22 protein-coding genes are annotated in these 22,376 nt (G+C 63.1%); 10 read left to right on the top strand and 12 right to left on the bottom strand.

All coding sequences use genetic code 11. The features are described 5' to 3' along the window. From ACXJKO_RS19245 to ACXJKO_RS19220, 6 genes are all read right to left on the bottom strand, one after another. Window positions 1–105: IS630 transposase-related protein (locus ACXJKO_RS19245; RefSeq protein WP_457092691.1), on the bottom strand; the 105-nt coding region annotated here is incomplete at its 3' end. 287 nt (window positions 106–392) lie between these two features. Further along, window positions 393–1,274 carry a 3-hydroxyisobutyrate dehydrogenase gene (gene mmsB / locus ACXJKO_RS19240; protein WP_457092689.1) on the bottom strand — a complete coding sequence of 294 codons (882 nt, stop codon included), beginning with the start codon at window positions 1,272–1,274 and terminating at the stop codon, window positions 393–395. A 49-nt stretch (window positions 1,275–1,323) separates the two neighbouring features. Continuing rightward, window positions 1,324–1,698: a DUF5367 family protein gene (locus tag ACXJKO_RS19235; RefSeq protein WP_457092688.1), complete on the bottom strand. Its 375-nt coding sequence runs from the start codon at window positions 1,696–1,698 to the stop codon at window positions 1,324–1,326. Then, window positions 1,695–2,846, bottom strand: coding sequence for an isobutyryl-CoA dehydrogenase (locus ACXJKO_RS19230; RefSeq protein WP_457092687.1), 1,152 nt, complete (start codon window positions 2,844–2,846; stop codon window positions 1,695–1,697). Before ACXJKO_RS19230 ends, ACXJKO_RS19235 begins: the two co-directional genes overlap by 4 nt. 89 nt (window positions 2,847–2,935) lie before the next feature. After that, window positions 2,936–3,541: a hypothetical protein gene (locus tag ACXJKO_RS19225; protein ID WP_457092686.1), complete on the bottom strand. Its 606-nt coding sequence runs from the start codon at window positions 3,539–3,541 to the stop codon at window positions 2,936–2,938. A gap of 404 nt (window positions 3,542–3,945) precedes the next feature. Further along, window positions 3,946–5,442 carry a CoA-acylating methylmalonate-semialdehyde dehydrogenase gene (locus tag ACXJKO_RS19220; protein WP_457092685.1) on the bottom strand — a complete coding sequence of 499 codons (1,497 nt, stop codon included), beginning with the start codon at window positions 5,440–5,442 and terminating at the stop codon, window positions 3,946–3,948. Between the two features lie 121 nt (window positions 5,443–5,563). On the opposite strand from ACXJKO_RS19220, the gene ACXJKO_RS19215 reads away from it, so the two are divergent. Then, window positions 5,564–6,454, top strand: coding sequence for a LysR family transcriptional regulator (locus ACXJKO_RS19215; protein WP_457092684.1), 891 nt, complete (start codon window positions 5,564–5,566; stop codon window positions 6,452–6,454). Window positions 6,455–6,522: 68 nt separating this feature from the next. After that, a complete protein-coding gene (gene tal / locus ACXJKO_RS19210; RefSeq protein WP_457092683.1) occupies window positions 6,523–7,494 on the top strand; it encodes a transaldolase in 972 nt (323 codons plus the stop codon). 268 nt (window positions 7,495–7,762) lie between these two features. On the opposite strand, the gene ACXJKO_RS19205 is transcribed toward tal, so the two are convergent. The 3 genes from ACXJKO_RS19205 to ACXJKO_RS19195 all read right to left on the bottom strand — a co-directional run bounded on the left by ACXJKO_RS19205 (window position 7,763) and on the right by ACXJKO_RS19195 (window position 12,436). Beyond that, window positions 7,763–9,442, bottom strand: coding sequence for a thiamine pyrophosphate-binding protein (locus tag ACXJKO_RS19205; RefSeq protein ID WP_457092682.1), 1,680 nt, complete (start codon window positions 9,440–9,442; stop codon window positions 7,763–7,765). Window positions 9,443–9,524: 82 nt separating this feature from the next. Next, the gene (amaB, locus tag ACXJKO_RS19200) at window positions 9,525–11,087 is read right to left on the bottom strand and encodes an L-piperidine-6-carboxylate dehydrogenase (protein WP_457092681.1); all 1,563 of its coding nucleotides are present in this window, start codon (window positions 11,085–11,087) and stop codon (window positions 9,525–9,527) included. 215 nt (window positions 11,088–11,302) lie between these two features. Further along, the gene (locus tag ACXJKO_RS19195) at window positions 11,303–12,436 is read right to left on the bottom strand and encodes a saccharopine dehydrogenase family protein (RefSeq protein ID WP_457092680.1); all 1,134 of its coding nucleotides are present in this window, start codon (window positions 12,434–12,436) and stop codon (window positions 11,303–11,305) included. Between the two features lie 114 nt (window positions 12,437–12,550). Between ACXJKO_RS19195 and ACXJKO_RS19190 the strand changes: the two genes are divergently transcribed. The 7 genes from ACXJKO_RS19190 to ACXJKO_RS19160 all read left to right on the top strand — a co-directional run bounded on the left by ACXJKO_RS19190 (window position 12,551) and on the right by ACXJKO_RS19160 (window position 20,648). Then, complete coding sequence (locus ACXJKO_RS19190; protein ID WP_457092690.1) at window positions 12,551–12,979, top strand: Lrp/AsnC family transcriptional regulator; 429 nt, start codon at window positions 12,551–12,553, stop codon at window positions 12,977–12,979. After that, complete coding sequence (locus ACXJKO_RS19185; protein WP_457092679.1) at window positions 12,976–14,184, top strand: NAD(P)/FAD-dependent oxidoreductase; 1,209 nt, start codon at window positions 12,976–12,978, stop codon at window positions 14,182–14,184. Before ACXJKO_RS19190 ends, ACXJKO_RS19185 begins: the two co-directional genes overlap by 4 nt. 355 nt (window positions 14,185–14,539) lie before the next feature. Further along, entirely contained in the window at window positions 14,540–15,847 is a 1,308-nt protein-coding gene (gene ugpB, locus ACXJKO_RS19180) for a sn-glycerol-3-phosphate ABC transporter substrate-binding protein UgpB (RefSeq protein WP_457092678.1), read from the top strand. A 128-nt stretch (window positions 15,848–15,975) separates the two neighbouring features. Further along, the gene (ugpA, locus tag ACXJKO_RS19175) at window positions 15,976–16,857 is read left to right on the top strand and encodes a sn-glycerol-3-phosphate ABC transporter permease UgpA (RefSeq protein ID WP_457092677.1); all 882 of its coding nucleotides are present in this window, start codon (window positions 15,976–15,978) and stop codon (window positions 16,855–16,857) included. Continuing rightward, complete coding sequence (gene ugpE / locus ACXJKO_RS19170) at window positions 16,857–17,702, top strand: sn-glycerol-3-phosphate ABC transporter permease UgpE (protein ID WP_457092676.1); 846 nt, start codon at window positions 16,857–16,859, stop codon at window positions 17,700–17,702. The genes ugpA and ugpE overlap by 1 nt, the downstream gene beginning before the upstream one ends. 116 nt (window positions 17,703–17,818) lie before the next feature. After that, window positions 17,819–18,895 carry a sn-glycerol-3-phosphate import ATP-binding protein UgpC gene (locus tag ACXJKO_RS19165; RefSeq protein ID WP_457092675.1) on the top strand — a complete coding sequence of 359 codons (1,077 nt, stop codon included), beginning with the start codon at window positions 17,819–17,821 and terminating at the stop codon, window positions 18,893–18,895. 121 nt (window positions 18,896–19,016) lie between these two features. Beyond that, window positions 19,017–20,648, top strand: coding sequence for an HAL/PAL/TAL family ammonia-lyase (locus ACXJKO_RS19160; RefSeq protein ID WP_457092674.1), 1,632 nt, complete (start codon window positions 19,017–19,019; stop codon window positions 20,646–20,648). Between the two features lie 47 nt (window positions 20,649–20,695). Here ACXJKO_RS19160 and ACXJKO_RS19155 read toward each other — a convergent pair whose 3' ends face one another. After that, window positions 20,696–20,998, bottom strand: a complete 303-nt coding sequence (locus ACXJKO_RS19155) for a hypothetical protein (RefSeq protein ID WP_457092673.1) — start codon at window positions 20,996–20,998, stop codon at window positions 20,696–20,698. Window positions 20,999–21,073: 75 nt separating this feature from the next. Between ACXJKO_RS19155 and ACXJKO_RS19150 the strand changes: the two genes are divergently transcribed. Then, a complete protein-coding gene (locus ACXJKO_RS19150) occupies window positions 21,074–21,589 on the top strand; it encodes a GNAT family N-acetyltransferase (protein WP_457092672.1) in 516 nt (171 codons plus the stop codon). A gap of 5 nt (window positions 21,590–21,594) precedes the next feature. Here the strand turns inward: ACXJKO_RS19150 and ACXJKO_RS19145 are convergent, their stop codons facing one another. Together ACXJKO_RS19145 and ACXJKO_RS19140 are read right to left on the bottom strand one after the other, a co-directional pair. Next, window positions 21,595–22,026 (bottom strand): GNAT family N-acetyltransferase, encoded by a 432-nt coding sequence (locus tag ACXJKO_RS19145; RefSeq protein WP_457092671.1) that lies wholly within the window; start codon window positions 22,024–22,026, stop codon window positions 21,595–21,597. After that, window positions 22,023–22,376, bottom strand: a 354-nt coding sequence (locus ACXJKO_RS19140; protein WP_457092670.1) for a M20/M25/M40 family metallo-hydrolase, incomplete at its 5' end; no start/stop codon positions are given. The genes ACXJKO_RS19145 and ACXJKO_RS19140, both read right to left, overlap by 4 nt.

The following is a 22,376-nucleotide window of genomic DNA, read 5'->3' as shown; positions in this document are numbered from 1 at the left end:
GCTCTCGCTGACGGCAAAGTGCCCTGCCGCCGCCCGGCAGGAATGGCCCGCCTCGACAAAGTCGGACACCCGCACCCGAAGATCGAGAGAATAGCAGTGACCCATGATCCACCTCCCGTTCCAGCAAGTGAATCACAGATCGCACCAGGCCAAAACCCAGGAGTCGAATTTCCAGTCCGATGCTTTAGGGCGGGGGAGATCCGACAGGGTGAGAGCTTGGTCGGTCTGGCGCCGATCTTCATCTCTCCTTGAGGGAGAGGTCGGACTTTTAGGTCCGGGTGAGGGGTTACAGGCTTCTCCGGATAGGGCGGTCTCTCACCCCTGCCCCTCTCCCACCCGGGAAAGGGGAGGCTTGTAATGTTCGTCGTGCCGGCTGAATGACGCGCCGCTGATCACTTCTTCCCGCGAATGAAGTTGATGATGCCCGAAAAATCGTCGCCCTCATGCCCGTCATTGTTGAACAGCGCATAGAGCTGTGCGGCTTCCGCGCCGAGCGGGGTCGATGCGCCGGAGGCGAGGGCTGCTTCCTGCGCGAGCTTGAGATCCTTCAGCATCAGGGCCGCCGCGAAGCCCGGTTTGTAGTCGTTGTTGGCGGGTGAGGTCGGCACGGGGCCGGGCACGGGGCAATAGGTGGTGAGCGACCAGCACTGGCCCGAGGATGTGGAGGCGACATCGAACAACGCTTGATGCGAGAGGCCGAGTTTTTCACCGAGCACGAAGGCTTCCGCCACGCCGATCATCGAGATGCCGAGGATCATGTTGTTGCAGATCTTCGCCGCCTGTCCCGCGCCCGCTTCGCCGCAATGGACGACCTTCTTCCCCATCTTCGAGAGAAAGGGCTCGGCCCGGTCGAAAGCATCTTTCGCGCCGCCCGCCATGAAGGTGAGCGTCGCGCCCTTCGCGCCGCCGACACCGCCGGAAACCGGCGCATCGAGCGACTGCAGGCCCTGCTCGCGCGCCATGTCGTGAGCCTTGCGCGCGCTGTCCACGTCGATGGTGGAGCAGTCGATGAACAGCGCGTTCTTCTGCGCGCTTTTCAAAATGTCGCTCCACACGGAAATCACATGCTTGCCGGCGGGCAGCATGGTGATGACCACTTCCGCATCGCGCATTGCGTCAGCGGCGGAGCCCGCGACGCTCACACCATCGGCGCGCGCCTGATCGCAGGAGGCGGGCATGAGATCGAAGCCGGTCACGGCATGGCCCGCTTTGACGAGGTTGGCGGCCATGGGGCCACCCATATTGCCGAGGCCGACGAAGGCGATGTTGGTCATTGTTGTCCTCCCTTTGTTATGTTTGCTGCGGTTCGCATAAACCGCGCCGTCATGACGGGCTGCGCGCGCCCCACAATGCACCGGCAAGGCTAAAAGCGTAGAACCAGAGCATGAGGGAGCCGAAGACCTTGTCGAGCGAAGGGTCGAGCGCCGGAAAGAATACGACGAAGTGCGAACCGACCGCCGCCATGATCAGCATGCCCGGAACGGCGACCAGCGCCATGGCGGTCGCCGCCTTGGTCTTCGACACGCGCAGGATGCGATGTGTCACGAGCCCAAGCGAGAGCCCAAGAATTGCGCCCGCCGCGAAGTTGAGCTGGAAAGGCCGGCGGCCCTCCAGGAAGAACAGATGCCCGGCCAGCGAGAACAGCGCAAAGATTGCCGCGGCGATGCCGAAGCCGAGACCGAGCGTGCGCAGGATCATCGATTGCCTCGACCCACCAGATCGCGCGCCACGATGAGGCGCATAATCTCGTTGGTGCCCTCGAGAATCTGATGCACGCGCAGGTCGCGCACGATTTTCTCCACGCCGTAATCGGCGAGATAGCCGTAGCCGCCGTGAATCTGGAGCGCGGCATTCGCCACGTCGAATCCCGTATCGGTCGCCAGGCGCTTGGCCATGGCGCAGAGCTTGGTGGCATCGAGTGCCTTGGCATCGAGAGCGGACGCCGCACGCCACAGGAAGGTGCGCGCGCATTCGAGTTCGGTGGCCATGTCGGCGAGCTTGAATTGCAGCGCCTGAAAATCCGCGATGCGCTTGCCGAAGGCCTTGCGGTCGTTGGCGTAACCCAGCGCCTTGTCGAGCGCGGCCTGCGCGCCGCCGAGCGAGCATGCGCCGATATTGATGCGTCCGCCGTCGAGACCGGACATGGCAATCTTGAAGCCCATGCCTTCATCCGACAGGCGGTTCGCGACGGGCACGCGCACATCCTCGAAGATCACGGCGGCGGTGGGCTGCGCGTTCCAGCCCATCTTCTTCTCCTGCGCGCCGAAGGACACACCTGGCATATCCTTCTCGATCACGAGGGTCGAGATGCCGGAGGGGCCTTCCTCGCCCGTGCGCACCATGGTGACATAGATGTCGGAGGTGCCGGCGCCCGAGATGAACTGCTTCACGCCGTTGACGATGTAATGATCGCCGTCGCGCACCGCGCGGGTTTTCAGCGCCGCCGCATCCGAGCCGGAGCCCGGCTCAGTGAGGCAATAGCTGCCGATGGTCTCCATGGTGCATAAGGCAGGCAGGAAGCGCTGGCGCTGCTCCTCCGACCCATAGCGGTCGATCATCCAGGCGACCATGTTGTGGATCGACAGATAGGCCGAGATCGCCGGGCACCCGGTGGCGAGCGCCTCGAAGATGAGCGCAGCATCCAGCCGCGTCATGCCGGAGCCGCCCACGTCGTCGCGGGTATAGATCGCGGCCATGCCGAGAGAGGCCGCCTCCCGCAGCACATCGACGGGGAAATGCTTCTTCTCGTCCCATTCGAGGGCGTGGGGCGCAAGGTTTTCCGCCGCGAAGGCAAGGGCCATGTCGCGGACGGCAATCTGGTCTTCGGTCAAGGAGAACTGGGTCATGGCCTTATCGTCACGCCTCGCGGGCCTGGGGCAAGCATGACTTTCGATCTAGGGCAGCCTTCCAAGGACGCCAGCCTCGGGTGTGCCTGTCAGCTGCCAGGGGCTTTGATGAACTCTTCCTGTTCGGAAGCCGGGGCGAAGGACCAGGCGAGACTCCGATGTCCGTCAGCCGCGCGCGTTTCCTGCAAGCGAAAGGCGCCGACATAGAATAGTCCGTGGAAGTAACTGGATTCCAGAAGCTCTCCGAGATGTTGCTTGTCATCTTTTGGGGGCGGCTTGTTCCGCAAGTCTGTCTGCCCATACATCCCTTTGTCGAGATTGCCGAAATAGTTTTCGCTGTAGGGAATTATTCTGAGGGGCGCGAGGGAGATGAGATCGGAATCGAAAGCATCGGCAAGGACGAGATTCCCGTCTTTCGTCCGATAAAGATTGGCGGCGGCAAAGCCCCCGTGATCCTGCGTGAGATCATCGGTGACCTGCGAACCATCGGGGGCCGTTACAATCAGGCGGCGCTGGTACTCCACCTTTCCGAAAGGGTCCTTGACCATCAGCTCTACGCTGACCGTAGCTCTCTCGGGCTCCAGCGTGACGCTCGCCAGATAATCCGGGCCGAACATCTTGCGCTTCAGGTTGGGACTGAACGAGACGACGCAGGAGGGTACAGCGACGATCAGAAGCGCTGTCAGGCTCCACATCAGCGTCTTCCGCAAAAAGGCCATGGCCTTTGTTTCAGGAGGGGGCTGGGCGGGCATTGGCTGGGAGATAGTCATGTTGCTCGGATCACTTCATTGTCGGAATGGAGAATTCCGCGCCTTCCTCGATGCCCAAGTTGTGAACGGCAATAGGAACTTCGGTGGGCGAGATCAGGGGCATGACGCGATCTTAGCGCATGCCGCACAATTCTGTAGTTCTCCTCTTTTGCTACCACGCAAGGATGATGCAGGACCTGAATGATCATGGCCGCTGAAAGGAGATGCGCTTCGCGTCCTAGTTCGCGAGATCCCAAGACTGCAACACCTGAACCGGACAAGCAAAAACCGCCGCTCCCAGGGTGAGAGCGGCGGCAAGAGTTTTTTGCGAATTGGCTTTTAAGCCCAGCTTACTTCATCGTCGGGATGGAGAACTCCGCGCCTTCCTTGATGCCGGACGGCCAGCGGGAGGTGACGGTCTTCGTCTTGGTGTAGAAGCGGATCGCGTCCGGACCGTGCTGGTTGAGGTCGCCGAAGCCGGAGGCCTTCCAGCCGCCGAAGGTGTAATAGGCCAGCGGCACCGGGATCGGCACGTTGATGCCCACCATGCCGACATTCACCTTGGCGGCGAAGTCGCGGGCCGCGTCGCCATCGCGGGTGTAGATCGCGACGCCGTTGCCGTATTCGTGGTCGGAGGGCAGGCGCAGCGCTTCGTCATAGTTCTTGGCGCGCACCACGGAGAGCACGGGGCCGAAGATCTCTTCCTTGTAGATGCGCATGTCGGGGGTCACGTCGTCGAAGAGGCAGCCGCCCATGTAGAAGCCGTTCTCGTAGCCCTGCATCTTGAAGTTACGGCCATCGACCACGAGCTTCGCGCCTTCCTTCACGCCGAGATCGACGTAGGAACGAACCTTCTCCATATGCGCCTTCGTGACCATCGGGCCGAAATCGGCGCTTGGGTCGGTGGAGGGGCCCACTTTAAGGCTTTCCACGCGCGGGATCAGCTTGTCCATGAGCGCGTCGGCGGTCGCCTTGCCGACGGGGACGGCGACCGAGATCGCCATGCAGCGCTCGCCGGCCGAGCCGTAGCCCGCGCCGATCAGCGCGTCGGCGGCCTGGTCGAGGTCCGCGTCGGGCATGATGATCATGTGGTTCTTCGCGCCGCCGAAGCACTGGGCGCGCTTGCCGTGGGCGGTGGCGCGGGCATAGACGTATTGCGCGATCGGCGAGGAGCCGACGAAGCCGACGGCCTTGATGTCCGGATCGTCGAGAATGCCGTCCACGGCTTCCTTGTCGCCGTTGACCACATTGAGAATGCCGGCGGGCAGGCCCGCCTCGATCATGAGTTCGGCCAACCGCAGAGGCACGCCGGGCGCGCGCTCGGACGGCTTCAGGATGAAGGCGTTGCCGCAGGCGATGGCGGGGGAGAGCTTCCACAGCGGGATCATGGCCGGGAAGTTGAAGGGCGTGATGCCCGCGACCACGCCGAGCGGCTGGCGCAGCGAATACATGTCGATGCCAGGGCCCGCGCCCTCGGTGTACTCGCCCTTCAGCAGGTGAGGGATGCCGGTGCAGAACTCGGCAACTTCCACACCGCGCTGAATGTCGCCCTTGGCGTCGACGATGGTCTTGCCGTGCTCGCGGGCGAGCAGTTCGGCGAGCGCGTCGGTCTCCTGAGCGATGAGCTCGAGGAACTTCATCATCACGCGGGCGCGGCGCTGCGGGTTGGTGGCGGCCCAGGCGGGCTGAGCGGCCTTGGCGTTCTCGACCGCCTGGCGCAGTTCCTCGCCGGAAGCCAGCGCGACACGGCCGATGACTTCGCCGGTCATGGGCTGGAAGAATTCGGTGGTGCGTCCCGATTGGCCCGGAACGTGCTTGCCGCCGATGAAATGTCCGACCTCGCGCATGGCGTCTCTCTCCTGATGGGTTGTTATCGTCTGCCCCTGTTCTATCATTGTGAAAATCGCACTTCTATGGGGGAAAACAAAGCGGCGTTGTGCGAAAATGCCAATATGGTATGAGCCTCCCATGAGTGCTTTCGACTGGGACGATCTTCGCTTTTTCCTGGCCGTGGCCCGCGCCGGGCGATTGACGGCGGCGGCGCGGCATCTGGAGGCCGATCATACCACCGTTTCCCGCCGCATCTCAGCACTGGAAGCGGCGCTCAAGGCCAAGCTGTTCGAGCGCAAGCCGCAAGGCTATTCCCTGACCGAACAGGGCGAGCGGCTGCTGACCCACGCGGAAAGCATGGAAAGCCAGGCGCTGACTGTGGCGAGCGAGGTCGGCGGGGCGGATCTCGCTTTGTCGGGCACGGTGCGCATTGGCGCGCCGGACGGCATCGGCACCTATTTTCTGGCCTCCGAACTGGGCGCATTGGCCGAGCGCCACCCGGATCTCACCCTCCAGCTCGTGGCCTTGCCGCGCACCTTCTCGCTCTCGAAGCGCGAGGCCGATATCGCGATCACCCTGGAGCAGCCGACGGAAGGGCGGCTGGTGTCGCGAAAGCTCACCGATTATCGCCTCAGGCTCTATGCCTCGAAGGAATATCTCAAGCGGCATGGACCCATCACGGACGTGTCGGATCTCGCGGACAAGACCCTCGTCACCTATGTGGCGGACCTGCTCTACAGTCCGGTGCTCGATTACTTCTCCAGCCTCGAAAAGCTCACGCCCCGCCGGTTCGAATGCGCCAGCGTGGTTGCCCAGATGGAGGCGGTGCGGGCCGGCGTCGGCATCGGCATCCTGCACGATTACGCCTTGGGGAACTTCCCGGAACTTCAGGTGGTGCTGCCGGACATTTCCTACATGCGCAGCTACTGGCTGGTGACCCATGCGGATGTGCGCAGCCTGCGCCGGGTGGAGGAGGTTTATTCCTTCATTCTCAGCCGCGTACGCGCCAACAGGGGACTTTTTGTCTGACCGCTTTTCCCTTCACGCCGAGCCGGTAACGGACTAAGTGTGACTGAAACCAATTCACGGAGATCCCGATGCCCTCCAAGCTCGACCAATTGCGCGCCATGACGGTCGTCGTCGCCGATACGGGCGACCTCGATGCGGTGCGCCGCCTGAAGCCCCAGGATTGCACCACCAACCCGACCCTGCTCCTGAAGGCCGTCGAGAATCCGGCCTATGGCCATATCATCGAAGAGGCCCTGGCCTGGGGCCGTAGCCAAGGCGGTTCCCGCGAGGGCGTGGTCGAGGCGATCTGCGACCGGCTCGCGGTGGCCTTCGGCGCCGAGCTTGCCGGCATCGTGCCGGGCCGCGTCTCGACGGAAGTGGATGCGGACCTGTCCTTCGACACCGAGGCGACGCTTGCCAAGGCGCGCGCCATCATAAAGGCCTACGAGGCGCGCGGCATCGGGCGCGAGCAAATCCTGATCAAGATCGCTTCGACCTGGGAGGGCATCCGCGCGGCGGAAGTGCTCCAGAAGGAAGGCATCGACTGCAATCTCACGCTGCTCTTCTCCCAGGCCCAGGCCCAGGCCTGCGCGGAAGCCGGCGTGTTCCTCATCTCGCCCTTCGTCGGCCGCATTCTCGATTGGCACGTGAAGGCAGGCGGCGGCCCTTACACGGGCGAGACCGATCCGGGCGTGCTCTCCGTGCGCAAGATCTACGCGTCCTATAAGGCACAAGGCATCAAGACCGTGGTGATGGGCGCGTCCTTCCGTAATACGGCTGAGATCGAAGCGCTCGCGGGCTGCGACCGCCTCACCATCTCGCCGGCTCTGCTCGACGAGCTGGCAAACGCGCAAGGCGACCTGCCGCGCAAGCTGTCGGCGGACGATGTGCAGAAGATCGCGCCCCTGCCGCGCATGGACGAGAAGACTTTCCGCTTCGCGATGAACGAAGACGCGATGGCGACGGAAAAGCTCGCCGAGGGCATTCGTTCTTTCGTGAAGGATTTGCGGAGCCTGCGCACGCTGGTCGAGAAGCGACTCGACGAGGCGAAGGCTGCTTAAATCGAGGAAGCGTCATCCCGGGGCCGCGTCAGCGGAACCCGGGATCGTTGGCAGGGTGAGGTGCCTGAACCTCCCCGCTGTCATTCCCGCGCAGGCGGGAATCCATAAACACCAAGGGTGCAGAGCGTAGCGAGCGGGTCACGCAGTGCCCTTCTTGCAACGTCGTGGTTCTGGATCCCCGCCTGCGCGGGGATGACACGGAGCTATATTTGGCGCGCGATCCCAGATCGGCTGCGCCGTCCGGGATGACACCCGTTTTACCGCGCCGTCACTTCTTGCTTTCGAATGCCTTCTCGCGAATCTGGCTCAACGACATCGAAGGCGTGATCGCTTCGGGGTCGAGCAGGCAGTGCAGGATCGCGGGCTTGCCCGATGCGAGCGCGCGTTCGAGCGCGGGCGCGAAATCTTCCGTGCGCTCCACACGTTCGCCATGCCCGCCGAAGGCTTTTGCGTAAGCAGCGAAGTCTGGGTTCTTCAGCATCGTCGCGGAAACGCGGCCTGGATAGTCGCGCTCCTGGTGCATGCGAATCGTGCCGTACATGCCGTTGTCGATGAGAATCACGAGGATCGGCAGGTCGTACTGCACGGCGGTGGCGAATTCTTGCCCGTTCATGAGAAAGTCGCCGTCGCCCGCGAACACCACCACCGTGCTCTGCGGCTGCACGCGCTTCGCGCCGACCGCCGCCGGGACGCCGTAACCCATGGAGCCGGAGGTGGGTGCGAGCTGCGTGCCGTAATGCCGAAAGGGCCAGAAGCGGTGCACCCAGGTGGCGAAGTTCCCAGCGCCGTTGCAGAAGATCGTATCGGCAGGAAGCGTCTCGCGCAGATGCGCCATCACCTCGCCCATCTGGAACGCACCCGCATGGCGGATGGATTTCGGATCGCTCCAGGCGAGATAGCTCTCATGCGCGGCCTTCGTGCCCTCGCTCCAGGGAAGGGTTGCCGGCGGATGAACGGCCTCCAGAGCCGCCGTGAAGGCGACCGGCGAGGCGTTGATCGCGAGATGCGGCGCGTAGACCCGGCCGAGCTCGCTTGGATCCGGATGCACATGCACGAGCTTCTGCCGGGGTGCGGGGATATCCAGAAGGGTATAGCTCTGGCTTGCGATCTCCGACGGGCGCCCGCCGACCATCAGGATGAGGTCCGCTTCCTTGATGCGCGCCAGGAGCTTTGGGTTCACGCCGAGGCCGAGATCGCCGATGTAGGAAGGGTGATCGGCCGGAAAGAGCATCTGACGGCGGAACCTGCAGGCGACCGGCAATTCGAAGCGCTCGGCGAAGCGCACGAAGCGCTGCACGGCGGTCTCCGACCAGCGACTGCCGCCCAGCAGCACCACGGGGCGCTCGGCGCCGTGCAAGAGCTTTTGCAACTCCGCCATCTGCCCCAGGGACGGATGCGTCTCGATGACCTGATAACGCGGCGCGTCGGCCACATCGGCCATCTCGGTCAGCACATCCTCCGGCAGGGCGATCACTACCGGGCCGGGACGTCCGCTTGTCGCGACATGGAAGGCGCGGGAGATGATTTCGGGAAAGCGCGCCGGATCGTCGACCTCCGTGGCCCATTTGGCGAGCGGGCCGAAGGCCGCGCGGTAGTCGAGCTCCTGAAAAGCCTCGCGCTCGCGCATGCTGCGCTCGATCTGGCCCACGAACAGGATCATCGGTGTCGAGTCCTGCTTGGCGATGTGAATGCCCGGCGATGCGTTGGTGGCGCCGGGACCGCGGGTCACGAAGCAGATGCCGGGACGACCGGTGAGCTTGCCATGGGCCTCCGCCATCATGGCGGCGCCGCCTTCCTGGCGGCAGACCGTCACGTCGATGTCGGCATCGTAGAGTGCATCGAGGGCCGCGAGATAGCTCTCGCCCGGAACGCAGAAGATGTGATCGACCCCATGGACGAGAAGTTGATCGACAAGGATCTGACCGCCGGTGCGGGAGGGCGCTTTCATGGATGGCTCACGATGGTGGATATGAACAGGAAAAAGTGGAGGGCACATGAGCCCTCCGCCTGGGTTTTCAAGATGTGGCCGTTCAGGCGTCCACGTCGAACTTCACGCCCTGTGCGAGCGGAAGCGTGTTGCCGTAATTGATCGTGTTCGTGGCGCGGCGCATGTAGGCCTTCCAGGAATCCGAGCCGGCCTCGCGGCCGCCGCCGGTTTCCTTCTCGCCGCCGAACGCGCCGCCGATCTCGGCGCCCGAAGGGCCGATATTCACGTTGGCGATACCGCAATCGGAGCCTGCCGCCGATATGAAGGATTCGGCTTCGCGCATGTTGAGCGTGAAGATCGAGGAGGAGAGACCGGCACCCACTGCGTTGTGCAGCTCGACCACCTCATCGAAATCCGAATAGCGCATCACGTAGAGGATCGGCGCGAAGGTCTCGCGCGTCACGGGGCCTGCCTGCTTCGGCATCTCCACGAGGGCGGGGCGGGCATAGAAGCCTTCCGCTTCCACATCGGAGAAACGGCCGCCGCCATGCACGGTGCCGCCGGCAGCGCGGGCTTCATCGAGCGCACGCTCCATGCCGTCGAAAGCGGCCTTGTCGATCAGCGGGCCGACGAGCGTGCCATCGGTGCGCGGATCGCCGATCTTGACACTGGAATAAACCTTCTTCAGGCGCGGCACGAGGCTGTCATAGACGCTGTCATGCACGAAGAGACGGCGCAGCGTGGTGCAGCGCTGGCCCGCCGTGCCCATGGCCGAGAATGCGATGCCGCGAAGCGCGAGATCGAGATCGGCGGAGGGAGCGACGATGGCAGCGTTGTTGCCGCCGAGTTCGAGGATCGCGCGGGCAAAGCGCGCGGCGAGCTTGGGCCCGACCTGACGGCCCATGGCCGTGGAGCCGGTGGCGGAGAGGATCGGCACGCGGTGATCCTCGACGAGAATCTCGCCGATCTCGCGACCGCCGAGGAGCAGGCCGGACAAGCCTTCCGGCACGCCGCCGAAGCGCTTGGCGGCGCGCTCGACGATGGCCTGCGTAGCGAGCGCCGTGAGCAGGGTCTTCTCGGAGGGCTTCCACACCACCGAGTCGCCGCAGACGAAGGCGAGCGCCGCGTTCCACGACCACACGGCGACGGGGAAGTTGAAGGCGGAGATGACGCCGCAGACGCCCAGCGGATGCCAGGTTTCCATCATGCGGTGATCGGCGCGCTCGGTGGCGATGGTGAGGCCGTAGAGCTGGCGGGAGAGGCCGACCGCGTAGTCGCAGATGTCGATCATCTCCTGAACCTCGCCGAGGCCCTCGGAGACGATCTTGCCGGCTTCCAGCGTTACGAGACGGCCGAGGTCGTCCTTGGCGGCGCGCAGCTCCTCGCCGATCAGGCGCACGAACTCGCCGCGCTTCGGGCCGGGGATCTTGCGCCAGGCCTTGAAGGCGGCATCGGCCTGTCCGATGACGGCCTTGGCCTCGTCCGGCGTGGTTTCGCGGACGTGGACGATCACCTCACCTGTGATGGGGGAAGTGGCGGGACGGCCTGTGGCGGTGAACGCGCTGTCCGGCACGCCGAGACGGGCGAGGATGGCGCGGGCCTCCTCCGTGACGCTGGCGGGGGTGATGGATACGGCTTTCAGGGCGGCTTGGTCGCGGGCGGACATCGTGATCTCCCATGGGAACGGGGTTCGGGCTCGGTTTCAAGAGCCCACCACCATCGCTTGATCTCAAAACGAAACAGACGGCGGTCTTCTTAAGCCACCGTCTTAAAGCATGATCGCAAAATCTGGGAACTTCTTTTCCCGAATAGGATCATGCGGATTTGGAAAGAAGCTGGGCAGGCTCCCGTTGGCATGCAAGGGGAGCCTGTTCCAAATCATCATGCAACGGCATCAAGCCGGATGTTCTTGACCGCCGGCTCGTGGCCTTCGTCGAGACGCTCCCCCGCATAGACGCGCCCGAAGCGGTTGGCGAGGAAGGTATCGAGATCGACCTCCTCCTGGCGCACAAAGCCTTGCTTCGGCAGCTTGCCCGCGACGAGCAAGTCGAGCATGGCGCAGATGCCTGCGGCGGTGGTCACCTGGATCGCGGTGCGCTGGGTGCCTGCGACCTTCTGGCCGTAGATGCTGCGGGCATAGGTTTCCTGAACGTAGCGGCCGTCGCGCTCGCCGGTCACGGTCACGAATACGATGACCATGTCCTGCATGGTGGCCGGAACGGCGTTCTCCAGAATGTCCTTCAGAACCTCGCGGCGGTTGCGTAAGCCCAGGTCGTTGAGGAGCACGCGCATCAGGGCGCAGTGGCCCGGGAAGCGGATGGTCTTGTAGTTGAGGTTGCGCACCTTGCCGTCCAGCGTCTCGCAAAGGGTGCCGAGGCCGCCGGAGGTGTTGAAGGCTTCATAGCGCGTGCCGTCGAGAGAAAATTCCTCGAGCTCTTCCATGGCGGGCACTTCGCGAAGCTTGCCGTCGACCACGGCCTCGCAGCGCTCGATATATTCGTTGATGACGCCGTCCGTGCTCCAGGTGAGGTTGTAGGAGAGGGCGTTCGACGGATATTGCGGCAGCGCGCCGACGCGCAGGCGCACGGTGTCGAGCTTGTCGAAGCGGCTCGCGATGTCATGCGCCACGATGGAGATGAAGCCGGGCGCGAGGCCGCATTGCGGAATGAAGGCGGTGGTCGCGCCGTCCGCCAGCTCCTTCACCATGCGCGTGGTGGCGACGTCTTCGGTGAGGTCGAAGTAGTTTGCGCCGGCGAGACGCGCGGCCTGGGCCACATGGCCGGTCAGGTGATAGGGCGCGGCGCTGAGCACGGCGTAATGGCCCTTCAGGGTGTTCTTGAGGGCAACCGCATCGCTGAAATCGAGCTGGACCGTCTTGATGCCGTTCTTCGCCACTGCCTTGAGGGCGTCAGTGGAGCCGTCGGCGACGGTCACGTTGTAGTCCCCGGTGTCGTTGAGCATATCGACGATGGTGGAACCGATCTTGCCGGCGCCGATAACGAGAATGGATTTCATGGTAAGCCTCCCTAGCTGCACTTAAGGGACGGCAAAGGCGTGCAGATTGCCATAGACATCCTGACGGAAAGCCGGGTAGTTTTCGGCGAATTGCCGTTAAAACTGGTCATAATGATGTTAGACGCCACCGACCGCGCCCTGATCGCCCTTCTGCGGGAGAACGCCCGCATCGGCCATGCGGAGGCCGCCCGCAGGCTCGGCCTCTCGCGCACCACCGTTCAGGCCCGGGTGGAAAGCCTGGAGCGGCGCGGCGTCATCGCGGGCTATACATTGCGTCTTGCGGAAGATGTCACGAGCCGCATGGTGCGGGCGCATGTGACCATCGTCGTCGCGCCGAAAGCCTCAGCCGGCGTGGTCACCGCGCTTCACCGCATGCCTGAAATGCGCGCGCTTCATTCTGTCGCCGGTGTCTTCGATCTCCTGGCGGTGGTAGAGGCTGAGGATGTTCCTTCCCTCGATGCCGCCATTGACAAGATCGGCGCGCTCGATGGAGTGGAGCGCACGCAGTCCTCCATCATTCTTTCAACGAAGTTCGAACGATGACATTTCAAGATTCCCAAATTGCCGATGTCGTGATCGTTGGCGGCGCCGTCATGGGCTCCTCCACGGCCTATCATCTCCTGGCCGATTCCGGCTTCAAGGGACGCGTCATCGTCATCGAGAAGGACCCAACCTATCAGCTCTCCGCTTCGGCTTTGTCGGCGGCTTCGATCCGCCAGCAATATTCGAGCGCGGTGAACATCCGCATTTCGCTTTATGGCATCCAGTTCCTGCGCAGCATCGCCGACTATCTCACGGTCGATGGCGACCGGCCGGAGATCGGGTTGAAGGAGGGCGGCTATCTCTATTGCGCGTCGGAAGCCGGCGAGCCAATCCTGCGCGAGAACCAGGCGCTGCAGGCGGCGGAAGGCGCGGACATTCTTTTCCTCAAGCCGGATGAGTTGAAGGCGCGCTTTCCCTGGCTCAACGTGGAGGATCTGTCGGCGGGCACCTGGGGCCGTTCGGGCGAAGGCTGGTTCGACGGCTGGGGCCTGCTCCAGGCTTTCCGCAAGAAGGCGCGTTCGCTCGGCGCGGAATATGTGAAGGGCGAAGTAGCGGAGGTCGAGCGCGACGGCGACACCATCGTGGCCGTGCGGTTGAAGGACGGAACGCGCATCGCCTGCGGCACGCTCATCAACTGCGCGGGCTCGGGCGGACGGGCGGTTGCCGAGATGGCGGGCCTGCAGATTCCGGTTCAGGCGAAGCGCCGCTACGTGTTCACCTTCTCCTGCAAGGAGGCGGTGGAGAACTGCCCGCTCCTCATCGACACGTCAGGCGTCTATGTGCGCCCGGAAGGCGAGGGGCATTTCATCTGCGGCGCGTCGCCGGAAACCGATCTCGATCCCGATTGGCACGATCATGATCCTGCCAGCCAGGAGATCGACTTCTCCTTCTTCGAGGAATTCATCTGGCCGAACCTGGCGAACCGCGTTCCCGCCTTCGAGGCCATCAAGCCCGGCCGCGCCTGGTCCGGTCCCTATGACATGAGCCTCATCGATCACAATGCGATCATCGGCAAGGCGATCGGGTTCACGAACTTCTATCTGTGCAACGGCTTCTCCGGCCACGGTCTACAGCAATCGCCTGCCGTCGGTCGTGCCTTGGCGGAACTCGTCGTCCATGGCGGTTATCGCACGCTCGACCTGTCGGAGCTGGGCCACGAGCGTGTTCTGGCGAACCGCCCGCTCATCGAGCGCAACGTGATCTAAAACTTTCGGCGGATCGGCCGGGTCATCACAACTTCTTGATTCGGATGCGCCCGGCGGACCGTCTCCGTCGGGCACCGCGCGTTTGTCCCCGATGAAACGCTCATGGGCCCGAAGCCGTGCCGGCGCATGCGATCCCTTAGCATGGGGTGCATTTCTTCCCTTTGGATACTCCCTCAACGAAGAGGCTTTTGGGCCCTTGCCATCCCCAGATGTTAAGTCTTTTCAACGAAAAGGGCTTCCATTTTGAAGCCGGCTATGATTGTCATGGATGTGTCATTAAAACGTCATCCGGTCTTCGTGCTGGGATGGTGAACGACAATAACGTCCCCAATGGGATGATATGGGAGAGACCAATATGATGAAGAAGTCCTTCCTCGGCGCCCTGGCCCTCGGCCTCGCGACGAGCACTTCCGCCTTTGCGCAGACCGAGATTCAATGGTGGCACGCCATGACGGGTGCCAACAACGACGTCGTGAACCGTCTCGCTGAAGAGTTCAACAACTCGCAGAAAGACTACAAAGTCGTCGTCAGCTACAAGGGCCAGTACGCCGACACGCTGAACGCCGGCATCGCTGCGTTCCGCGCGGGCAATGCTCCCCACATCATCCAGGTCTTCGAAGTCGGCACCGCGACCATGATGGGCGCCAAGGGCGCCGTGAAGCCCGTCGCCGAGCTGATGAAGGAAGCCGGCGAGAAGTTCGATCCCAAGGCTTACCTGCCCGCTATCACCGGCTACTACTCCACCGCCAAGGGCGAAATGCTCTCCTTCCCCTTCAACTCCTCCTCCATGGTCATGTGGATCAACAAGGACGAGCTGAAGAAGGCCGGCGTCACCGAGATCCCGAAGACCTGGCCCCAGGTTTTCGAAGCCGGCAAGAAGCTGAAGGCCGCCGGCCACAGCACCTGCGGCTTCTCGAATGCCTGGGCTCCCTGGGCGAATGTCGAGCAGCTCTCCGCCTGGCATAACGTGCCGATGGCCACCAAGGCCAACGGCCTCGACGGCTTCGACACGGAGATGAAGTTCAACTCGCCGTTCCACGTGAAGCATCTGCAGAACCTCGTCGACCTGCAGAAGGACAAGACCTACGATTATTCGGGCCGCGATTCGAAGAGCGAAGGCCGCTTCACCTCCGGCGAATGCGCGATCTTCCTCACCTCCTCGGGCTTCTACGGCAACGTGAAGGCCAACGCGAAGTTCGACTTCACCTCGGTGCCGATGCCGTACTACCCGGACGTCCAGGGCGCTCCGCAGAACTCCATCATCGGCGGCGCTTCGCTGTGGGTCATGGGCGGCAAGAAGGCTGACGAGTACAAGGGCGTCGCCAAGTTCTTCACCTTCCTGTCCGACACGGACCGTCAGGCCAAGCTGCACCAGGAATCGGGCTACCTCCCGATCACGAAGGCCGCTTACGAGAAGACCAAGGCTTCCGGCTTCTATGAGAAGAACCCGGTTCTCCAGACCCCGCTGCTCGAGCTCACCAACAAGGAGCCGACCGAGAACTCCCGCGGCCTGCGCTTCGGCAACATGGTGCAGATCCGCGACGTGGTCTCGGAGGAGATCGAGGCTGCTCTCGCCGGTCAGAAGTCGGCCAAGGACGCGCTCGACAACGCCGTCAACCGCAGCAACCAGATCCTCCGTCAGTTCGAGCGTACCGTACGCTAAGCCGAACCTGACGTGACGACCTTTCATCCCGGGCAGTTTGGAAAAGCTGCCCGGGATGATCTTATCCAAAGACCTCGCAGACCGGTTGATGCCGTCATCTGCCTCATCATCGGACGACCGTTAACGCGATGGAAAAACGAGCTCATTTTTCAGGGTGGACGCTGCCGCTTCTGCTGATTATCCCGCAGATGGCCATCACCATCATTTTCTTCTACTGGCCGGCCTCGCAGGCGATCTGGCAGTCCTTCCTGCGGGAAGACGCCTTCGGCCTGGCTTCCGAATTCGTCGGCTTCGAGAATTACGCCGTTCTGTTCGAGCAGCCCGAATACTACCGGGCGATGGTCACGACCGTGATCTTCTCGTCGCTGGTGGCCTTCTTCTCGCTGGCAGTAGCCCTTCTGCTCGCCACCCAGGCTGACAAGAACCTGCGCGGCGGACATGGATTCAAGACCCTGCTGATCTGGCCCTACGCGGTGGCTCCCGCCATCGCCGGCGTGTTGTGGATGTTCATGTTCCATCCGACGCTCGGCACGCTCGGCCGTCCGATCAATGCCATGGGGTTCAACTGGAATCCCATGCTTGACGGTACGGATGCCATGATCCTGCTCGTGCTCTCCGCTACCTGGAAGCATATCAGCTACAACTTCCTCTTCTTCCTCGCTGGCCTTCAGGCGATTCCGAAGAGCGTGATCGAAGCCGGCGCCATCGACGGCGCGGGCCCGATGCGCCGCTTCTGGACGATCATCTTCCCGCTCCTGTCGCCCACCACCTTCTTCCTTCTCGTCGTCACGATCGTCTACGTGTTCTTCGAGACGTTCGGCATCATCGATGCCGTGACCGGTGGCGGTCCTGCCGGATCCACGACGACACTCGTCTACAAGGTTTTCGCGGACGGTCGCTCCGGCGGCGATCTCGGCCTCTCGGCCGCGCAATCGGTGATCCTCATGATCATTGTGATCGCGCTCACCGCCATCCAGTTCCGCTATGTCGAACGCAAGGTGCAGTACTGATGGTCGAGAATCGTCCCTTTAGAGACTTCATGGCCTACCTGACGCTGGGCATCGGCATCCTCGTCGTGGCCTTCCCGGTCTATCTGGCCATCATGGCGTCGACCTTCGACACCGCCACTATCATCAACGGCAACATGCCGTTGATTCCCGGCGATCAGGCCGGCGAGAACTACAGCCGCGCGTTGTTTTACGGCGGCAAGCTCGCCCGCGAACCCGTTTCCATGATGATGGTCAACTCCCTGATCATGGCTTTGGGCATCGCCTTCGGCAAAATCCTGATCTCGATCCTGTCGGCCTACGCGGTGGTGTACTTCAAGTTCCCGTTCCGCAAGACCGCGTTCTGGGTCATCTTCATCACCCTGATGCTGCCCGTCGAAGTGCGTATCTACCCGACCTACAAGATCGTCGCCGATCTCGGTCTGCTCGATACCTATACGGGCCTCATCATGCCGCTGATCGCGTCCGCCACCGGCACACTGCTCTTCCGCCAGTTCTTCATGACTGTTCCGGACGAGCTGCTGGAGGCTTCCAAGATCGACGGCGCGGGCGCGTTCCGCTTCTTCAAGGACACGCTGCTTCCGCTCTCCATCACGACGATTGCGGCTTTGTTCGTGATCCAGTTCATCTACGGCTGGAACCAGTATCTCTGGCCGCTGCTGATCACGACCAAGAGCTCGATGCAAACCATCGTCATCGGCATCAAGAAGATGATCACGACCACCGACGCGCTGACCGAGTGGCAGATCGCCATGACGACCGCCGTACTCGCGATGGTGCCGCCGGTGCTGGTGGTGATCTTCATGCAGCGTCTCTTCGTGAAGGGTCTCGTCGAAACGGAGAAGTGACGCGCGTTTCTCAAGCGTGTTCCCCGCGCGCCAGTGCGGGGCTCCTCATCGACAATGCAATTTTTGAGCCCGGCGCCTTCAAGGCAGAACGGGTCGAGGTTAAAAGGAACAAGGCAATGGCAGAGGTAACTCTGGATACCGTCCGCAAGATCTACGCGGGCAATGTGGAGGCCGTGAAGGGCGTTTCTCTCGGCATCGAAGACGGTTCGTTCTGCGTGCTCGTCGGACCCTCGGGTTGCGGCAAGTCCACGCTTCTTCGCATGATCGCCGGTCTCGAAACGATTTCCGGCGGTGAGGTGAAGATCGGCAATCGCGTTGTGAACCAAGTGGAGCCCGCCGATCGCGACATCGCGATGGTGTTCCAGAACTACGCGCTCTACCCGCATATGAGCGTCTACGACAACATGGCCTACGGCCTGAAGAACCGTAAGACCCCGAAGGACGAGATCGAGAAGCGCGTGAAGGAAGCGGCCCGCATCCTCGCCATCGAGCCGTTCCTTGAGCGTAAGCCGCGTGCCCTCTCCGGCGGCCAGCGCCAGCGCGTCGCCATGGGCCGCGCCATCGTGCGCAAGCCCCAGGTGTTCCTGTTCGACGAGCCGCTCTCGAATCTCGACGCCAAGCTGCGCGTGCAGATGCGCGTGGAGATCAAGCGCCTCCAGAAGGCTCTCGGCGTCACTTCCATCTACGTGACGCACGATCAGGTCGAGGCGATGACGCTCTCCGACCAGCTCGTCGTGATGTCCGGCGGCCAGATCGAGCAGGTCGGCTCCCCGGCCGAGGTCTATCGCCGTCCCGAGACCCGGTTCGTCGCCACCTTCATCGGCTCCCCACCCATGAACATCCTCCCCGGCAAGGTCGAGGGCCCCGGCCGCGTGTCCGTGGGTGGCCAGATGATCACCGTGACCGACATGCGTGAGGGTCTGGCTTCCGGCTCCGCCATCGAGGTGGGCCTGCGTCCCGAGGACGTGCRGGCCGGCGGCGCGGGCTCCAGCTCGCTCTCCATGGATGTGGACTTCGTCGAGGAACTCGGCGCGACACAGCTCTTCCACGGCAAGGTGGCAGGCGCGGATTTCGTCGTCCAGGCCTCCACGGGCCAGATCGCGGCCGATACCCGCAAGCTGGCCTTGGCCGTCGATCCGGTGAACGTCCACCTCTTCGACCCCCAGACCACCAAGCGCCTCGGCCGCGATTAATCTCGGCGGATCGCTGATCCTTCAAGCCCGTCCCGGATGATCCGGGGCGGGCTTTTTGTTGTGGCTGTTGCGCCCCGATGCGAGCCCCGGTATCCCTTTCATGGAAACGTGAGGAACAGCCATGACGGTCAAGCTCGACGGGGCGACGCTCGAAATTCGGGATGTGGTGCGCGTGGCGCGCGCCGATAGCGGAGGGCAGTTCGCGCAAGCCGAGCTGGCGCCCGAGGCGCGGGAGCGCATCGCCGCGACGCGGGCCTATATCGACCGCAACTGGATGCATGACGACGCGCCGCTCATGTACGCATTCAACACCGGCGTCGGTCTGTTCAAGGATCAGCGCGTCCTCATCGCCGACATGGCGGCCTACCAGAAGAAGACCGTCTATGCCCACGCCACCGGCATCGGCGAGCCCTTTGCGGAGGACGTGACGCGGGCGATGATGCTGCTGCGCGCCAACGCCTTCGCGTCGAACTATTCGGGCCCGCGCGTCGAGCTGGTCGAGCGCCTGCTCACCTTCCTCAATGCGGGCCTGCATCCGGTGATCCCGCAAAAGGGTTCGGTCGGCGCTTCCGGTGATCTCGCGCCTCTCGCCCATATGGCCGGCGCCGTCTGCGGCTTCGAGGAAGCGCACATGGTCTATCAGGGCCGCCTCATGCCTGCGCGCGAGGCGATCAAGACCGCAGGCTTCGAGCCCGATTTCGATCTCGGCGCGAAGGATGCCTCCGCGCTCATCAACGGCTCGACTGCTTCACTCGCGCTTGCGGCGCTTGCCACCAGCGATGCGCGCCGTCTTCTGAAGCAGGCGGACATCGCCATGTGCCTCTCGCTGGAAGCGATGCGCGGCGAACTCGCGGCCTTCGATCCGCGCGTGCACAAGGCGCGTCCGCATCCAGGCCAAGCCCGGGTTGCACGCAATCTCCTGCGCATTCTTGAAGGCTCGAAGCGCTGCTCGCAAAGCGCTCGCGACGTCGTCTTCCCCGATGAGCCGCGCCAGCCCGGCCAGCCCGCGGCTCCTCGCGTGCAGGACGTGTATTCCCTGCGCTGCACGCCGCAGGTTCACGGCCCCGCCGTTGAGGCGGTGGAATATGTGGAGCGCATCGTCGGCACGGAGATGAATTCCGCCACCGACAACCCGCTGATCTTCGACAATGGCGAAGGCGGCTACGTGTCGATTTCCGGCGGTCACTTCCACGGGCAATACATGGCGCAGGCCATGGATTTCCTCGCCATTGCCATGGCCGATCTCGGCTCCATCTCCGAGCGCCGTCTCGCGCGGTTGATCGATCCCACCATGTCATACGGATTACCGCGCAACCTGCTCGCGGGAAAACGCGGTCTCAACACGGGCTTTGCTACCGTGCAATGCTCCATGTCGGCGCTCGTCATGGAAAACCGTGGGCTTGCAATGCCGGGTTCCGTCGATTCCATTCCCGGCAAATCCAATGCCGAAGATCACGTGTCGAACTCCACCTGGTGCGGCCGCAAGGCGCGCACGATCGTGGAGAACGTGGAGCAGATCGTGGCGGTCGAGTTGCTGATGGCGGCACAGGCTCTCTCGTTGGTCGAGCCGCTCGCCAAGGATCATCCTCTCGGCAAGGGATCGCGCGCGGCGCTTGAGGCCATTCGTGCGGTCATCCCGCCAGCTCTCGATGGCGACCGCTGGTATGCGACGGAGATGCTCCAGGCACTCGAACTTGTGCGCTCCGGCGCAGTGGTCGAGGCGGTCGAAGGCGCCATTGGCCTTCTGGAATAAGAAAAGGCCCGGATCGCTCCGGGCCTTTTGCTATCGGTTGGAATTATTCAGCGGCAACGACGGACATCGCGGAACACGACACTGCCATTGGGGCGGTAAACGCGCTCACGAACGATGCGGCAGCGATTGCCGGGACGCTGCCAGGCCGGGACACCGCACTGGCGCACGGTGCGATAAACGACGCGGCCATTCGGGCGTACGGTGCGCACGCGGCGCGTCACGCAGGCCACGTTGTCCACAAGCGAAGGAGATTCGATCTGCTGCGTGCTGAAGCGGGCCTGCGCTTCAGGCGCAGCAAGGAGTCCGGCTCCGAGAAAAAATGCGGCGGCAGGAATAAGGAAAATGCGCATAATGAAATCCTTTAGGTAAGAGGCTGACGACAACGGGATGTCTATGCCATGGTTCCTGAAAGAGGGATTAACCGCATGTTGCAGCGCGTGACTATCGATCATGTTCGGGCGAGCGATGGGGCGGAACTCGTCGCCGCCAATCTGGCGAGTCTCGCCATGCACGAGCCCTGGGTTTCACCCTGCCGCGATCAGGCGAGCTTCCTCGGCTATCTCACGCGCTGCGACAACGACAGGGCCATGGGCTTCATCGCCCGCGAGCGCGAAAGCGGCCGCATCGTCGGCATCATCAATCTCACCGGCATCATCCACGGGTTCTTCCAGAACGCCTATATGGGCTATTACGCCGTCGCCGGCATGAATGGGCGCGGCCTCATGCGCGAGGCTGTCGGCCTCGTCATCACACATGCGTTCAATGAGATCGGCCTGCATCGCCTGGAGGCCAATATCCAGCCGGGAAACGAAGCATCAAAAGCCCTGGCGAAGCGCCTCGGTTTCCGGCACGAGGGCTACTCGCCGCGCTATCTCAAGATCGACGGCGAATGGCGCGACCACGAGCGCTGGGCCATCCTCTCCGAAGAGTGGCGCGGCTGAGAAGTTCAGGCGACGAGCTTCTTCTTCAGGAAGGTGCGGCTGCCGCCTTTCGGAAAATCCTTCAATTCGCCGAAGCGCTCGTAGCCGAGGCGCTCATAAAGCGGGAGTGCATCGGCGTTCAGCGTATCGAGCCATGCGGAGTGACAGCCGCGCCTCATGGCCTCTTCCTCCGCCAGGGCGAGCAGGTTGGTGGCGATGCCCTGCTTGCGCAGGCTTTCGGGCACAAAGATCAGTTCGACATTCATCCATTCCCAACTCGTGTGAGCCCATAATCCGCCGACGATAGTCTTCGAATCCACGGCACGGATGACGACGGCCAGTTCCTCGATCTGGAGATCCGGACTGAAGGAGCTGCGGTTGAAATCTGTCAGGCCGTTGAGGATGATCTGGCGGACGATATTGTGCGGCTTCGCAAGAAGCTCGAGATGGAAGTTCACGCAACAATCCTTCTGACGGCTTCAAGCAATACGCGAGCCGCCGCATCGGCATCCTCGGTCGTGATCGACTCGGCCGGGTTGTGACTGACGCCGCCCTTGCAGCGCACGAAAAGCATCGCGACGGGGCAGAGATTGGCAATCGCCACCGCATCGTGCCCAGCGCCGGAGGCAAGCCGCAGCGGCGCAACGCCGATGCTCTTCACGGCGTCTTCGAGATGCACCATCAGGTCCTTGTCCATGGGCGTCGCGGGCGACTCCATGAACGGCTCGATGGTGAAGGTCACGCCGCGCCGTTGCGCCGCCGCTTCGCATTCGGTCACAATGTCCTGTACCAGAGCGTGGCGCACGGC

This window comes from Microvirga sp. P5_D2, from assembly GCF_054049475.1.
Note: the sequence above shows the minus strand (reverse complement) of the source record. Positions and strands in the feature narration are given on the sequence as shown.

Excerpts from the sequence above, each read along its gene's own strand:
- mmsB (WP_457092689.1), bottom strand. The coding sequence starts at position 1,274 with ATGACCAACATCGCCTTCGTCGGCCTCGGCAATATGGGTGGCCCCATG.
- ACXJKO_RS19235 (WP_457092688.1), bottom strand. The coding sequence starts at position 1,698 with ATGATCCTGCGCACGCTCGGTCTCGGCTTCGGCATCGCCGCGGCAATC.
- ACXJKO_RS19230 (WP_457092687.1), bottom strand. The coding sequence starts at position 2,846 with ATGACCCAGTTCTCCTTGACCGAAGACCAGATTGCCGTCCGCGACATG.
- ACXJKO_RS19225 (WP_457092686.1), bottom strand. The coding sequence starts at position 3,541 with ATGTGGAGCCTGACAGCGCTTCTGATCGTCGCTGTACCCTCCTGCGTC.
- ACXJKO_RS19220 (WP_457092685.1), bottom strand. The coding sequence starts at position 5,442 with ATGCGCGAGGTCGGACATTTCATCGGCGGCAAGCACGTTCCGGGCCAA.
- ACXJKO_RS19215 (WP_457092684.1), top strand. The coding sequence starts at position 5,564 with ATGAGTGCTTTCGACTGGGACGATCTTCGCTTTTTCCTGGCCGTGGCC.
- tal (WP_457092683.1), top strand. The coding sequence starts at position 6,523 with ATGCCCTCCAAGCTCGACCAATTGCGCGCCATGACGGTCGTCGTCGCC.
- ACXJKO_RS19205 (WP_457092682.1), bottom strand. The coding sequence starts at position 9,442 with ATGAAAGCGCCCTCCCGCACCGGCGGTCAGATCCTTGTCGATCAACTT.
- amaB (WP_457092681.1), bottom strand. The coding sequence starts at position 11,087 with ATGTCCGCCCGCGACCAAGCCGCCCTGAAAGCCGTATCCATCACCCCC.
- ACXJKO_RS19195 (WP_457092680.1), bottom strand. The coding sequence starts at position 12,436 with ATGAAATCCATTCTCGTTATCGGCGCCGGCAAGATCGGTTCCACCATC.
- ACXJKO_RS19190 (WP_457092690.1), top strand. The coding sequence starts at position 12,551 with ATGTTAGACGCCACCGACCGCGCCCTGATCGCCCTTCTGCGGGAGAAC.
- ACXJKO_RS19185 (WP_457092679.1), top strand. The coding sequence starts at position 12,976 with ATGACATTTCAAGATTCCCAAATTGCCGATGTCGTGATCGTTGGCGGC.
- ugpB (WP_457092678.1), top strand. The coding sequence starts at position 14,540 with ATGATGAAGAAGTCCTTCCTCGGCGCCCTGGCCCTCGGCCTCGCGACG.
- ugpA (WP_457092677.1), top strand. The coding sequence starts at position 15,976 with ATGGAAAAACGAGCTCATTTTTCAGGGTGGACGCTGCCGCTTCTGCTG.
- ugpE (WP_457092676.1), top strand. The coding sequence starts at position 16,857 with ATGGTCGAGAATCGTCCCTTTAGAGACTTCATGGCCTACCTGACGCTG.
- ACXJKO_RS19160 (WP_457092674.1), top strand. The coding sequence starts at position 19,017 with ATGACGGTCAAGCTCGACGGGGCGACGCTCGAAATTCGGGATGTGGTG.
- ACXJKO_RS19155 (WP_457092673.1), bottom strand. The coding sequence starts at position 20,998 with ATGCGCATTTTCCTTATTCCTGCCGCCGCATTTTTTCTCGGAGCCGGA.
- ACXJKO_RS19150 (WP_457092672.1), top strand. The coding sequence starts at position 21,074 with ATGTTGCAGCGCGTGACTATCGATCATGTTCGGGCGAGCGATGGGGCG.